Raw genomic sequence first — 11,953 nt, 5'->3', positions numbered from 1 at the left:
GATCGATCTGCGGGCTGCCGTCAAACGAGGGCACCAAGCGCTGGATTCGATCCGCCGGTAGGTCTATCCTGCTATCATGAGTGGAAATAGAGATCTCATCCTTCGGGCAGCGCGCCGGGAAGACATGGCCCACCTGAGCGATGTTCTTCACGATACGTTCAACAGCACCTGGCGGCCTAATATCACCGAGACCGCTGCGCAGGCGTTTATTCAGGAGGAAAAACCTGCTGCCTATGTGGATATGCGCGGGCTTCAATTCTGGGTGGCCGAGGTTGCCGGTGAGGTCGTCGGCTTTGTCGATTGGGAGGACGACTTCGTGCATGCCCTCCACGTGCATTCAGCGCATGCCCGACGCGGAATAGGACGACGCCTGATGGACCATGCGGAGAAGCAGATTGCCGCTGCCGGCTTTGCCACGGCACGGCTGGAAACCGATACATTCAATCATCCCAGCCAAGCCTTCTATGCAACCCTAGGTTATCGCGAGATTGACCGCTATCCGGATGAAGATTGGGATAGCGGACTGACGACGGTCTTGCTCGTAAAGTCATTGTCCTGAAGCCGGTCGTCGGTGAACGTCAGGAAAAGCGGCCGAGAAGTGCGGCCGCTTGCCGGGCAAGGGCGGCAAAGTTTTCGCGGATGCGGTTCTGGATCAGCAGCCCGGCGTCCGGATATTCCTCGATCAGCCGGTGGAAGAGAGCGCGGGTGATGCGGATCACGTCGGCTTCCTCGGCGGCAACAGCCGTATATTTCCGCTCCACCAGCGTCACCATCGCCAACTCCGAAAGCATGGTGCCTGCCTGGACCACCGCCTCGACCTGCTTCTGGCCGGTGCCATCGATGGTGCTGAGCTCGAAACTGCCGCGCGTGACGACATAGGCACATTCGGCGGGCGATTTTTCCCGGAAAAGCGTCTGGCCCTCGTTCACATGGCGACGATCGGCGCCGAAGGCGATCAGCCGCAACGGCTCATCGCCCATGCCGTGAAACAGCGGCAGTTGCGACAGCAGTCGGATATCGTCGTTCAGCGCCATCGATCGCCTACGGAATGATCTTGTAGCCGCCGTTTTCCGTCACCAGGATCTCGGCATTGGAAGGGTCGCGCTCGATCTTCTGGCGAAGGCGGTAGACATGGGTTTCGAGCGTGTGGGTGGTGACGCCGGAATTGTAGCCCCAAACTTCTTCCAGCAGGATATCGCGGGTCACAACCTTCTGGTCGGCGCGATAGAGATAGCGGATGATAGCCGCTTCCTTTTCCGTCAGGCGGATCTTCTGCCCGTCTTCGGTGGTGAGCAGCTTCTGGCTTGGCTTGAAGAGATAGCGTCCTACAGTGAAGGTCGCATCCTCACTCTGCTCGTGCTGGCGCAACTGCGCGCGGATGCGGGCCAAAAGCACGGCGAAGCGAAAAGGCTTCGTCACATAATCGTTGGCGCCGGCTTCGAGGCCGAGGATGGTGTCGGAATCCGTGTCGTGACCCGTCAGCATGATGATCGGCGGCTTGAAACCGTTCTTGCGCAGCAGCTTCACGGCTTCGCGGCCGTCCATATCGGGCAGGCCGACATCCATGATGAGGAGATCGACGGGCACGGTGCGCGCGGTCTGCACACCCTTTCCGGCAGTCGCCTCCTGCAGAACAGTGAATTCCTCATAAAGCGATAATTGCTCGACCAACATCTCGCGCAAGTCGTTGTCATCGTCCACCAGGAGAATGGTGCGTGCAGTCATGCCGTTCGGGTCCTCGTTCTAATCCCACCTAAGTCCTACGCCAAATTGCATTTTTAGCAAGTCGCGACGCGGCTCAGGCTTGGTCGTTTGGTTGAAACTGCTATGATTTCAAATGAAATCACGCGCAAAGCAAAAACATGTGAGGAAAATGCAAAAGACAAGGGCGGGGGCCAGGCGAACAGCTTCGACGATCGTCGTGCGTCCCGCGCCGGGCAAGAAGACACGGGCCCTGGTGCAGGTGGGGCCCTTGACCGTGCCGGCAGCGATCGGCCGATCCGGGCGCAGCATCGTGAAGCGGGAAGGGGACGGTGCGACGCCGATTGCGGACATGAAGCTGCTCTACGGCTTCATGCGCGGCGATCGGGTCCGCCTCATGAGTACGGCCCTGCCGATGCGGCGCATCCGCACGAATATGCTCTGGTGCGATCAGCCCGATAATCCCAACTACAACAGGCTGGTGAAGGCTCCCTTCAAGCCGAGCCACGAGGAGTTGCGGCGGAGCGACGGCCTCTATGATATCTGCCTAGTGCTCGACTGGAATGTGCGTTCGCGCCGGCGCCATCGAGGTTCGGCGATCTTCTTCCACCTGATCAGGCCTGGCTATGAGCCGACGGCCGGGTGTATCGCGGTCAGCCTTGGCCACATGCGACGCATCCTGCCGCTGCTGCGCAAGGGAACCGCCATCCGGGTTGTCTGAGCGAATGATCAGGGTTAAAATCCCAACATTCTCCACTATATGGGTTTTCGACCGGCGCGCCTGCGCGGATCTGGTCCACCCCTTTCCTTTCAGAATTTAAATCACGCCTTCACTTCACCCACTTTTCATCCTTTGGAGACTTACCGTGACCACGCAACCGACAATCACGTTCAATGACGGCAATTCCATTCCGCAAGTCGGCCTCGGCGTCTGGCAAACCCCGGAAAACGTCGCGCCGATGGCGGTCAACACGGCTTTGAAAGCCGGCTATCGCCACGTCGATACCGCTGCCATCTATGCCAATGAGGATGGTGTCGGCGAAGGCATGCGCCAATCCGGCGTCGCTCGCGCGGACATTTATCTGACCACCAAGCTCTGGAACGAGGCGCAGGGCTTCGATTCCACGTTGAAGGCTTTCGAAGGAAGCCTGAAGCGTCTCGGTACGGATTATGTCGATCTTTACCTCATCCACTGGCCGTCGCCGCACCGCAACCGCTATCTTGACACCTGGAAGGCCTTCGTTCGCCTCAAGGAAGAAGGGCGGGTCCGCTCGATCGGCGTTTCCAATTTTGCCGAGGCGCATCTCGACCGCATCATCGGCGAGACGGGCGTCACGCCTGTTCTCAACCAGATCGAGCTGCATCCGACCTTCCAGCAGAAGGCGCTTCGCGACGTGCATGACAGGCTCGGCATCAAGACCGAGTCCTGGAGCCCGCTCGGCCAGGGCAAGCTTCTCACCAATGCCGTGATCGGCAATGTCGCCCAAAAGCATGGCCGCACGCCGGCGCAGGTCATCATCCGCTGGCACATCGACAACGGCCTGATCGTCATCCCGAAATCGGTGACGCCGAGCCGCATCGAGGAAAATCTTAGGGTTTTCGATTTCAAGCTGGATAGCGACGATCTGGCCGAGATTGCCAAGCTCGATTCGGCCAGTGGTCGCATCGGCCCGGACCCGATGACGGCCAGCTTCTGATATCGGCTCCAGAGGAAGTTCAGCTATCAAAAGGGCCCAAAGCTCTCGCCTCGGGCCTTTTTCGTCTCCATGCTGCCGAATGCGCTCAGAGCTGAATCCAGGCAGGCGCCACGGATGGGCCTTTGCCGAGGAAGAAGCCGAAATGAATGTTCATCTCGCCGATGGGCTCGATAAAGCGGGCATTGGAGAGCGGACCTGCATCGACAGGTTCGAAGCCGATGGATTGAGCGAGGCGGGATACAGCCTCCTTGGCCTTCTCATTATCGCCGGCGACGAAGACCTGTAGCGCCTTGCCCTTACGCCCCTCGGCAGGCAGCAGCTGCGAGAAAATGGTGTTGAATGCCTTCACCACCGTTGCCTCGGGCGCGAGCGCCTGAATTTCTTCGGCGGCCGACGTCGAGTGGCCGACAACGAGACCGCGGAAATCTGCGGTGACCGGATTGCTGATATCGATCAGTATCTTTCCCTCGAGATTGCCGGCTTCCCTGAGGGCGTCGGCCACGACGCCATAGGGCAGCGCCAATATGACGATGTCCGCGAGCTTGACGGCGGCGGCAATCCCACCCGCTTCGACGTTGGTGCCCAGCTCCGCGGCAAATGCGGCCGCCTTTGCCGGATCGCGATGGCCGATCACCACGTCCGAACCCGTTCCAGCCAGCAAGCGTGCCAGGCCCGCTCCCATATTTCCAGTACCAATGACAGCGATTTTCATGGTCGTCAGCTCCTTGTTGTTGCTGACGAATAGATACTATTATCGCCATATTGGGATAAATAAGCTATATGGGGCTATACTTGAAATGGAATATTTCTAATGGATCGTTTCTCCAGCATGAGCATCTTCGTCAAGGCCGTCGAATTCGGCTCGTTCAGCGCTGCTGCCGATGCATTGAACATGTCGCCGCAGCTCGTCGGCAAGCACGTGCAATTTCTCGAACAGCATCTAGGCGTTCGACTTCTCAATCGAACCACTCGTCGCCAGCACCTGACAGAGATCGGCAGTCAGTTCTATGAGCGCTCGCGGAATATTTTGGCCGAGGTCGAGGCCGCTGAGGCGCTGGCGGCCGAGACACGCGCCGTGCCGCGCGGAAGGTTGAAGGTCAATGCTCCCGTCTCATTCGGAATTCATGCGCTCGCACCGAAGCTTCCCAAATATCTCAGCGCGCATTCCGAGGTTTCGATAGAGCTGTCGCTGTCGAACCGCATGGTGGATCTGATCGACGAGGGCTATGACGCGGTGTTTCGCGTCGGCGAACTTGCGGACAGCGGCCTGATCGCCCGCCGTCTTGACCCGTATCGACTGGTGATCTGCGCCGCGCCGGGCTATCTGCATGCGCACGGTGCCCCCTCCAGGCCGGATGATCTCAGGGATCACGAGTGCCTGATCTTCTCGCATACAATGTTGAGGACCCATTGGGATTTCGAAGGGCCGGACGGAAATATAAGCATTCCGATCTCCGGCCGGTTGATGATCGATAATGGCGAGGCGCTGCTGCAGGCGGCGCTGGCGGGGATCGGCATCATCCTGCAGCCGTTCGAACTCATCCGATCGAGCCTGGAGGCAGGCGCGCTGGTATCAATCCTGCCCGAATACAGCGTGCCGACGCGCCCGCTGCATATTCTTTACGCGCCTGATCGCCGCGTCACGCCAAAGCTTCGCAGCTTCCTCGACTTCGTTTCCGCCGAATTCGGCAGCCATGGATCGGTTTGACTGGATGGCGGGCTTGTCCTCCGCCATCCTTGCCTGCCGATCCTCACGAGGTTTCCTGCGCGAGCGCGGCGCGCTTTGCAAATGCCAGGCCCATGAGGGCGATCGCGAGCGTTGTGGTGATCACGAGGGCGCCAATCGCGAAGGTGATCTGCATGCCGGTCGCGACCGCCTCCGGGGCCGCCGCGGTTACGTTGGCGGTTCCCGATGCCAGCGTGAAGACCGCGCCCATGACGGATGCGCCTGTTATCAGCCCGAGGTTTCGCGACAGGCTCAGCATGCCCGAGATGACGCCGCGCTGTTCTGGCCGGATGTCGGTCATGATCGCGGTGTTGTTGGCAGCCTGAAACAGTGCATAGTTTGCGGTGACGATGACGAGCGGGCCGATATAGCCGGCAACACCGAATCTGCCTTGCAGCATGACTAACAAGGATAGACCGGCAATCATGCCGATGAGACCGGTCACGATCATGCGGTTGACGCCCAAGCGATCGACGATGCGGCCGGCGGGTATGCCTGTCAACGCCGATATCAAGGGGCCGGCGGACATGATGGCGCCGACATGGGCCGCATCGAAGCCGAGGGCGCGGGAGAGATAGAAGGGTCCGACCACCAGCGTCGCCATCATGACGGTCGAGACGAGGGTGCTCATGGCAAGGCCGGCGCTCAGCGAGGGATCGCGGAACATCGAAAGGCACAGCAGCGGTGATTTCACTTTCATCTCGGTGAACGCAAAGAGAGCCACTCCGAAGACTGCGGCCAACAGCAGGCCGATATTCAGCGCGCCGAAGCTGCCGTGCCCCATCGTCATGGCGAGCGCATAGGCAGCCAGTGTCAGGGCCAGAAGCGCGGTGCCGATCGCATCGAGGCGCCCCTGAGCGGTTTTCCGGTCCGCACGATCCGCCGGCAGGAAGCGGGCGGCGAGCAGGAAGTTCGCGATGCCAAGCGGAATATTGACCAGGAAAATGGTTTCCCAGCCGAAGCTGGCAATCAGGATGCCGCCGAGCGACGGGCCGAGTGTCGTTCCGATGGCGGACATGGTGCCGAGCAGGCCCATGGCGCTACCCGTCCTTTCCTTCGGCACGGTTTCACCGACCATCGCCACCGTCAACGCCATCATCATGGCGGCGCCGAGGCCCTGCAGGCCTCTGGCGGCGAGCAGGAGCGGCAGCGTCGGGGCCATGCCGCAGAAGAGCGAGGCAAGCGTGAAGACGGCTATTCCGATCAGCAGCAGGCGTCGCCGCCCGAAAATGTCGCCGAGCCGCCCGACGCTGACGATCAGCGTCGTGATGGTGAGCAGATAGGCAAGCACGATCCACTGTACCTGCTGGAAGGAGGCGCCGAATGCCTGGGCGAGCGTCGGCAGGCCGACATTGGCGATGCTGGTGTCGAGCGAGGGCATCAGCATGGAGAGGCAGAGGCTGGCGAGCGCCCATCGGACCGAGGGTGTGACTTTGATGCGTCTGGAATCGGTCTTGTCCGGTCTTTCGATGATTGATTTCAATATGGGCTCCGTTTCTGGCGACGTCGAAAATGTCCCGGCAGAAAGGTAGCCGCTTGATCGATGTGGCGGAACGCGCAGCATTTGCACTTCATTCGTGCGTTTGACGCTATGTATTGGCGAAACCATGCTATGCTGGCGCCATGTCCACGCCTGATCTCAATCTGCTCGTCACTCTGAATGCGCTTCTTACGGAGGGCAGTGTCGCGCGCGCGGCGCGGCGATTGCAGTTAAGTCCATCCGCCATGAGCCGGGCGCTGGCCCGCCTACGCGAGACGACGGGCGATCCGTTGCTGGTCAGGGCCGGTCGCGGGCTTGTGCCGACGCCGCGGGCGCTTGAGCTGCGCGAGCGTGTCGGCGAACTCGTGCAGGCGGCGGAGGCGGCGTTACGGCCCTCCGAGACGCTGAACCTGAAGCAGCTCGTGCGGATCTTCACCTTGCGCACCCGCGAAGGCTTCGCGGAGAATTTCGGCCCTGAGCTGATTGCTCGCATCGCGGAGCAGGCTCCCGGCGTGCGGCTCTACTTCACGCAGAAGGTGGACAAGGACAGCACGCCTTTGCGCGACGGTACGATCGATTTCGAGACTGGCGTCGTGGGCGATGATACCGGGCCGGAGCTCAGAACGCAGGCCCTGTTCCGGGACCGCTTCATAGGCGTGGTGAGACGCGGCCACCCGCTAAGCGAGGGCCCGATGACGCCGGCTCGTTATGCCGCCGGCCAGCATATTCTCATTTCGCGGCGCGGCTTGCGGAAGGGAGAGATCGACGAGACGCTGGAAAGGCTTGGGCGCGAGCGGCAGATAACGACAATCGTCGGCAGTTTCTCGGCGGCGCTGGCTTTGGCGCGGGCCTCCGACATGATCGTCAGCGTGCCGGAACGTTATACGGGCAACTTGCGGGCCGATATGCACAGTTTCGCACTGCCGGTGCCGACTTCGGACGTGACGATCTCGCTGCTCTGGCATCCACGGATGGACGCCGATCCGGCGCATCGCTGGCTGCGCGGCTGTATCCGCGATGTCTGCGCCGAGCGGCGTTCGGACCAATCAGCGAGATTCGAAGTCGGCTAAATAATTGCGCAGCAGGCGGTCAAGAGCCTTTCGCTCGCCTTCTGAAAGGGTCGAGATCAAACGTCTCTGCGTTTCGACATGCGCCGTCACCGCCGCGTCGATCAGGTCAAAACCCTTTGGCGTCAGGGAAATCAGGAAGCTGCGGCCGTCATCCGGGTTCTGGCTGCGGGCGACGAGGCCGGCCCTTTCCAGCTGATCGATGCGATTGGTCATCGTGCCCGATGACACCATCATCGTCTCCATCAGGTCGCTGGGGGAGAGGGTATAGGGCTCGCCCGAGCGGCGCAGGGTCGCCAGCATGTCGAAGTTCGCCGAGTTCAGGTTGAAGCGGCCGAAGGTCTTCTCCATTTCGCGCGAGAGATGGAGCGTGAGGTTGCGCATGCGCCCAAAGAGACCCATGGCCGTGGTGTCGAGATCGGGCCGCTCACGGCGCCATTGCTCCAGAATTTTGTCGATACGATCCATGCCGAGACATCGCCACAAATTTATCTTGACGTCAAGGTATTTTGAATTATCTTGAGGTCAAGATAAATTCTGGGGCCAAGTCATGAACCGCAATCTCGACCTGTTGCTGACAGCCATCGCGCCGGCGATCTGGGGCAGCACCTATCTGGTGACGACGCAACTGCTGCCGGCCGGCTATCCCCTCACGGTCGCCATGGTGCGCGCTCTGCCCGCCGGACTTCTTCTGCTTCTGATCGTGCGGCGGCTGCCGCATGGGATCTGGTGGATCAAGTCCATCATTCTCGGCGCGCTGAATTTCTCTATCTTCTGGTGGCTTTTGTTCATTTCGGCCTACCGCTTGCCCGGTGGCGTCGCCGCCACCGTTGGCTCCGTTCAGCCGCTGATCGTCATCGTTCTGGCGCGATTGCTGCTGGGCTCGCCGATCCGCAGCCTTTCCATCGTCGCCGCCATTGCCGGTATTGCAGGCGTTGCGCTGCTGATCTTGACGCCGAATGCGACGCTCGATCCGATCGGCATCGTCGCTGGTATTGCGGGGGCCTTTTCCATGGCCGGTGGAACGGTGCTCAGCCGCCGCTGGCGGCCGGATGTTTCGCCGCTGACCTTTACGGCATGGCAGCTGACGGCGGGCGGCCTATTGCTGCTGCCGGTGGCGCTGCTGCTCGAACCGCCGCTGCCGCATTTGACGGGCGCCAATATTCTGGGCTTTGCCTATCTTGGGCTGATCGGCGCGGCGCTCACCTATATTCTCTGGTTCCGGGGGCTGTCACGGCTCGAACCTTCGGTGGTCTCGCCGCTCGGCTTCCTTAGCCCGACGACGGCGGTGATTCTGGGTTGGGTCGTGCTTGGTCAGCAGCTGAGTGCGATGCAGATGTTCGGCATTGTCGTCGTCATCGGCAGCGTCTGGCTCAGCCAGAGGGCGCAGCAGGCTGCGGCCCGGCAGACTCCTTCTCCCCTTGGGGAGAAGGTGGCCCGAAGGGTCGGATGAGGGGGCAATCTTCTTTAAGCCAAAGGCTTTCATGCTTCTGACATCCCCCTCATCCGCCTGTCGGCACCTAACCGGGGTTGAGCCGCGGGTCTCAACCCGTCCTTCGGACCCCCGAGGGGAGAAGGGGTTCCCTGGTGAACTTTCATTTCATAGGCGATTGCTCTGTCCACAAACAAAAAGGGCGGCCCGAGGCCGCCCTTTGTTATTCATGCCTTCGAGAGGATCAGTTCCACTCGCGGATATCGACGAAGTGGCCGGCGATCGCGGCGGCTGCGGCCATGGCCGGGGAGACCAGATGCGTGCGGCCCTTGAAGCCCTGACGTCCTTCGAAGTTGCGGTTCGAGGTCGAAGCGCAGCGTTCGCCCGGCTTCAGGCGGTCGTCGTTCATGGCCAGGCACATGGAACAGCCAGGCTCGCGCCAGTCGAAGCCGGCAGCCTTGAAAATCTTGTCGAGGCCTTCGGCTTCCGCCTGTTCCTTCACGAGGCCGGAGCCCGGAACGATCATGGCGTCGACCGTCGACGCCACCGTCTTGCCTTCGACGACCTTGGCAACGGCGCGCAGGTCTTCGATGCGGCCGTTGGTGCAGGAGCCGATGAAGACGCGATCGACGTTGATCTCGGTCATCGGCGTGCCCGGCTTCAGGCCCATATAGTCAAGAGCGCGCCACTTGGATGTACGCTTGGTCTCGTCCTGGATCTCGTCCGGGTTCGGAACGATGCCCTGGATGGAGATGACGTCTTCCGGCGAGGAGCCCCAGGAGACGATCGGCGGCAGGGCGGCGGCGTCGAGCTTGACGATGCGGTCATAATGCGCGCCTTCATCCGACGTCAGCGTCTTCCAGTAGGCGATCGCCTGTTCCAGCGCTTCACCCTTCGGCGAGCGCGGCTTGCCCTTGATGTATTCGAAGGTGATCTCATCAGGCGCGATCAGGCCGGCACGGGCGCCTCCCTCGATCGACATGTTGCAGATGGTCATGCGGCCTTCCATCGACAGTGCGCGAATGGCTTCGCCCGCATATTCGATGACGTAGCCGGTGCCGCCTGCGGTGCCGATTTCGCCGATGATGGCAAGGATGATGTCCTTGGCGGTGACGCCAGGCGGCAGCTGGCCGTCGACCTGCACCAGCATGTTCTTGGCCTTCTTCTGGATCAGCGTCTGCGTGGCGAGCACGTGCTCGACCTCGGAGGTGCCGATACCATGGGCGAGCGAGCCGAATGCGCCGTGCGTCGAGGTATGGCTGTCACCGCAGACGATGGTCATGCCGGGCAGGGTGAAGCCCTGCTCAGGGCCGATGATGTGAACGATGCCCTGGCGCTTGTCGTTTTCGGAGTAGTACTCCACGCCGAACTCGGCAGCGTTCTTGGCAAGCTGCTCGACCTGGATGCGGCTTTCCTCGTTCTTGATGCCGAGGTGACGATCGGCAGACGTCGGAACGTTGTGGTCGACGACAGCCAGCGTCTTCTGCGGGGCGTGAACCTTTCGACCGGTCATGCGCAGGCCTTCGAATGCCTGCGGCGACGTCACCTCATGAACGAGATGGCGGTCGATATAGAGAAGACAGGTGCCGTCATCCTGTGCGTCGACCAGATGGTCATCCCAGATTTTATCGTAAAGTGTGCGTGGAGCGCTCATGGCTACAGATCCATATTGGCATTGTCGAAGATAGGGATTGACGGATCAGGACCGCCGGCCTCGGGTGTGATCAGCGAAGTCGGCTGTTGAGCGCGCCCGAAATCATCGCAAAGAAACGTGCCGGCAGGCGCTTGTGGTCCTGCAGCACGAAAGCCATGACGTAACGGCCGTCTTTGCTCATGATCTTACTCATGGCCATGCTCATATCAATTTTCAAAACTTTCGGCAATGGCGACGATGGGGTGTGACGGTACGCTCCGCATTTGACCGCAGCCGCTACACCTGTCGTCAGACTTGCGCGCCCGGCGGCTGGCCGGCCGCCATGCGGTGGAAGGCGGAACGGTCGCTACCGGAGCGCCGGCGCATCCAGGATTCGAGTTGCCGCAGGAGCAGCGACAAGCCGACCGTCAGCAGCAGATAGATGAAGGCGAGGATCGACAACGTCTCGAAATAGCGGAAATTGGCCGAGTAATAGAGTTTGGCGAGCTGGCTGATATCGGCAACCCCAAGCACGGATACCAGCGAGCTGTCCTTGACCATGGCGATGAAATCATTCGACAGCGGCGGCAGGATGACGCGGATCGCCTGCGGAAAGACGACGAGCCGGAAGCGCTGGAAGCGGCTGAGGCCGAGAGCCTTTGCCGCTTCGATCTGGCCCTGGTCGACCGCCTGGATGCCGGCGCGGAAGATTTCGGCGATGAAGGATGAATAGGCGATGGTCAGCGCGATGATCGTGCGCCAGACGAAGGGCACGTCACGGGTGACGAGCGGGCTTGTCCAGCCGGCGGAGATCAAAGGCGAGACGATGAAATTGTAGACGGCGACAAAGGCCGGCGTGCCGACGAAGGCAACATAGGAGAGCAGCACCAGTATCGGGATGCCGCGTACGATCTCGATATAGAAGCGCGCGAGCTGTCGCAGCACGAGGAAATCCGACAGGCCGAGCAGCGCAAGCGCGAGGCCGAGCAGCATGGCAAGCGTAAACGCCACCAGCGTCACGAAGATCGTGACGCCGATGCCGTTCAGCAGAAGAGAGAAGATCTGGGCGTAGAGGCCATTCGCCGCAATTGCGATCGAGGCGCCGCCGCCGAGGATGGCAAGGGCGACCAACCACCAGGGAAAGTCTTCCTTGCCGCGGTGCCCGCCCGGCCCTGCCAATGGCGCCATCAGAGCGGGCTTCCCGTATATCGATCTTC

The 11,953-nt window shown here is 61.1% G+C and carries 13 protein-coding genes; 6 read left to right on the top strand and 7 right to left on the bottom strand.

Translation table 11 applies throughout. The features are described from left to right. The first annotated feature begins 124 nt into the window (after window positions 1-124). Window positions 125-559: a GNAT family N-acetyltransferase gene (locus ACIQWP_RS19050; RefSeq protein ID WP_402790439.1), complete on the top strand. Its 435-nt coding sequence runs from the start codon at window positions 125-127 to the stop codon at window positions 557-559. Window positions 560-578: 19 nt separating this feature from the next. On the opposite strand, the gene ACIQWP_RS19045 is transcribed toward ACIQWP_RS19050, so the two are convergent. Together ACIQWP_RS19045 and ACIQWP_RS19040 are read right to left on the bottom strand one after the other, a co-directional pair. Continuing rightward, a complete protein-coding gene (locus ACIQWP_RS19045) occupies window positions 579-1,034 on the bottom strand; it encodes a cyclic nucleotide-binding domain-containing protein (protein WP_402790436.1) in 456 nt (151 codons plus the stop codon). 7 nt (window positions 1,035-1,041) lie between these two features. Then, entirely contained in the window at window positions 1,042-1,725 is a 684-nt protein-coding gene (locus tag ACIQWP_RS19040) for a response regulator transcription factor (RefSeq protein ID WP_402790434.1), read from the bottom strand. Between the two features lie 148 nt (window positions 1,726-1,873). Between ACIQWP_RS19040 and ACIQWP_RS19035 the strand changes: the two genes are divergently transcribed. Together ACIQWP_RS19035 and ACIQWP_RS19030 are read left to right on the top strand one after the other, a co-directional pair. Then, a complete protein-coding gene (locus ACIQWP_RS19035; RefSeq protein WP_402790431.1) occupies window positions 1,874-2,422 on the top strand; it encodes a L,D-transpeptidase in 549 nt (182 codons plus the stop codon). Between the two features lie 145 nt (window positions 2,423-2,567). Beyond that, the gene (locus tag ACIQWP_RS19030; RefSeq protein ID WP_402790428.1) at window positions 2,568-3,398 is read left to right on the top strand and encodes an aldo/keto reductase; all 831 of its coding nucleotides are present in this window, start codon (window positions 2,568-2,570) and stop codon (window positions 3,396-3,398) included. A gap of 85 nt (window positions 3,399-3,483) precedes the next feature. Here ACIQWP_RS19030 and ACIQWP_RS19025 read toward each other — a convergent pair whose 3' ends face one another. Continuing rightward, window positions 3,484-4,119, bottom strand: coding sequence for an NADPH-dependent F420 reductase (locus ACIQWP_RS19025; RefSeq protein ID WP_402791002.1), 636 nt, complete (start codon window positions 4,117-4,119; stop codon window positions 3,484-3,486). 90 nt (window positions 4,120-4,209) lie between these two features. Here ACIQWP_RS19025 and ACIQWP_RS19020 point away from each other — a divergent pair, with 90 nt between their 5' ends. Next, on the top strand, window positions 4,210-5,106 hold the full coding sequence (locus tag ACIQWP_RS19020; protein WP_402790425.1) for a LysR family transcriptional regulator: 897 nt from the start codon (window positions 4,210-4,212) through the stop codon (window positions 5,104-5,106). Between the two features lie 43 nt (window positions 5,107-5,149). Here ACIQWP_RS19020 and ACIQWP_RS19015 read toward each other — a convergent pair whose 3' ends face one another. Further along, window positions 5,150-6,607: an MFS transporter gene (locus ACIQWP_RS19015; RefSeq protein ID WP_402790422.1), complete on the bottom strand. Its 1,458-nt coding sequence runs from the start codon at window positions 6,605-6,607 to the stop codon at window positions 5,150-5,152. Window positions 6,608-6,747: 140 nt separating this feature from the next. Here ACIQWP_RS19015 and ACIQWP_RS19010 point away from each other — a divergent pair, with 140 nt between their 5' ends. Further along, a complete protein-coding gene (locus ACIQWP_RS19010) occupies window positions 6,748-7,674 on the top strand; it encodes a LysR family transcriptional regulator (protein ID WP_402790419.1) in 927 nt (308 codons plus the stop codon). On the opposite strand, the gene ACIQWP_RS19005 is transcribed toward ACIQWP_RS19010, so the two are convergent. Beyond that, window positions 7,651-8,139 (bottom strand): MarR family winged helix-turn-helix transcriptional regulator, encoded by a 489-nt coding sequence (locus ACIQWP_RS19005; RefSeq protein WP_402790416.1) that lies wholly within the window; start codon window positions 8,137-8,139, stop codon window positions 7,651-7,653. The genes ACIQWP_RS19010 and ACIQWP_RS19005 overlap by 24 nt on opposite strands. A gap of 82 nt (window positions 8,140-8,221) precedes the next feature. Here ACIQWP_RS19005 and ACIQWP_RS19000 point away from each other — a divergent pair, with 82 nt between their 5' ends. Beyond that, complete coding sequence (locus ACIQWP_RS19000) at window positions 8,222-9,124, top strand: EamA family transporter (RefSeq protein ID WP_402790413.1); 903 nt, start codon at window positions 8,222-8,224, stop codon at window positions 9,122-9,124. A gap of 223 nt (window positions 9,125-9,347) precedes the next feature. Here the strand turns inward: ACIQWP_RS19000 and leuC are convergent, their stop codons facing one another. Then, window positions 9,348-10,757, bottom strand: a complete 1,410-nt coding sequence (gene leuC / locus ACIQWP_RS18995; protein ID WP_402790410.1) for a 3-isopropylmalate dehydratase large subunit — start codon at window positions 10,755-10,757, stop codon at window positions 9,348-9,350. Between the two features lie 288 nt (window positions 10,758-11,045). After that, window positions 11,046-11,924, bottom strand: a complete 879-nt coding sequence (locus ACIQWP_RS18990; protein WP_402790407.1) for an amino acid ABC transporter permease — start codon at window positions 11,922-11,924, stop codon at window positions 11,046-11,048. Window positions 11,925-11,953: the final 29 nt, after the last annotated feature.

The sequence above is a fragment of the Rhizobium sp. NPDC090279 genome (genome assembly GCF_044769665.1).
In the GTDB taxonomy this organism is placed as follows: Bacteria; Pseudomonadota; Alphaproteobacteria; order Rhizobiales; family Rhizobiaceae; genus Rhizobium.
Note: the sequence above shows the minus strand (reverse complement) of the source record. Positions and strands in the feature narration are given on the sequence as shown.

Excerpts from the sequence above, each read along its gene's own strand:
- ACIQWP_RS19050 (WP_402790439.1), top strand. The coding sequence starts at position 125 with ATGGCCCACCTGAGCGATGTTCTTCACGATACGTTCAACAGCACCTGG.
- ACIQWP_RS19045 (WP_402790436.1), bottom strand. The coding sequence starts at position 1,034 with ATGGCGCTGAACGACGATATCCGACTGCTGTCGCAACTGCCGCTGTTT.
- ACIQWP_RS19040 (WP_402790434.1), bottom strand. The coding sequence starts at position 1,725 with ATGACTGCACGCACCATTCTCCTGGTGGACGATGACAACGACTTGCGC.
- ACIQWP_RS19035 (WP_402790431.1), top strand. The coding sequence starts at position 1,874 with ATGCAAAAGACAAGGGCGGGGGCCAGGCGAACAGCTTCGACGATCGTC.
- ACIQWP_RS19020 (WP_402790425.1), top strand. The coding sequence starts at position 4,210 with ATGGATCGTTTCTCCAGCATGAGCATCTTCGTCAAGGCCGTCGAATTC.
- ACIQWP_RS19010 (WP_402790419.1), top strand. The coding sequence starts at position 6,748 with ATGTCCACGCCTGATCTCAATCTGCTCGTCACTCTGAATGCGCTTCTT.
- ACIQWP_RS19005 (WP_402790416.1), bottom strand. The coding sequence starts at position 8,139 with ATGGATCGTATCGACAAAATTCTGGAGCAATGGCGCCGTGAGCGGCCC.
- ACIQWP_RS19000 (WP_402790413.1), top strand. The coding sequence starts at position 8,222 with ATGAACCGCAATCTCGACCTGTTGCTGACAGCCATCGCGCCGGCGATC.
- leuC (WP_402790410.1), bottom strand. The coding sequence starts at position 10,757 with ATGAGCGCTCCACGCACACTTTACGATAAAATCTGGGATGACCATCTG.
- ACIQWP_RS18990 (WP_402790407.1), bottom strand. The coding sequence starts at position 11,924 with ATGGCGCCATTGGCAGGGCCGGGCGGGCACCGCGGCAAGGAAGACTTT.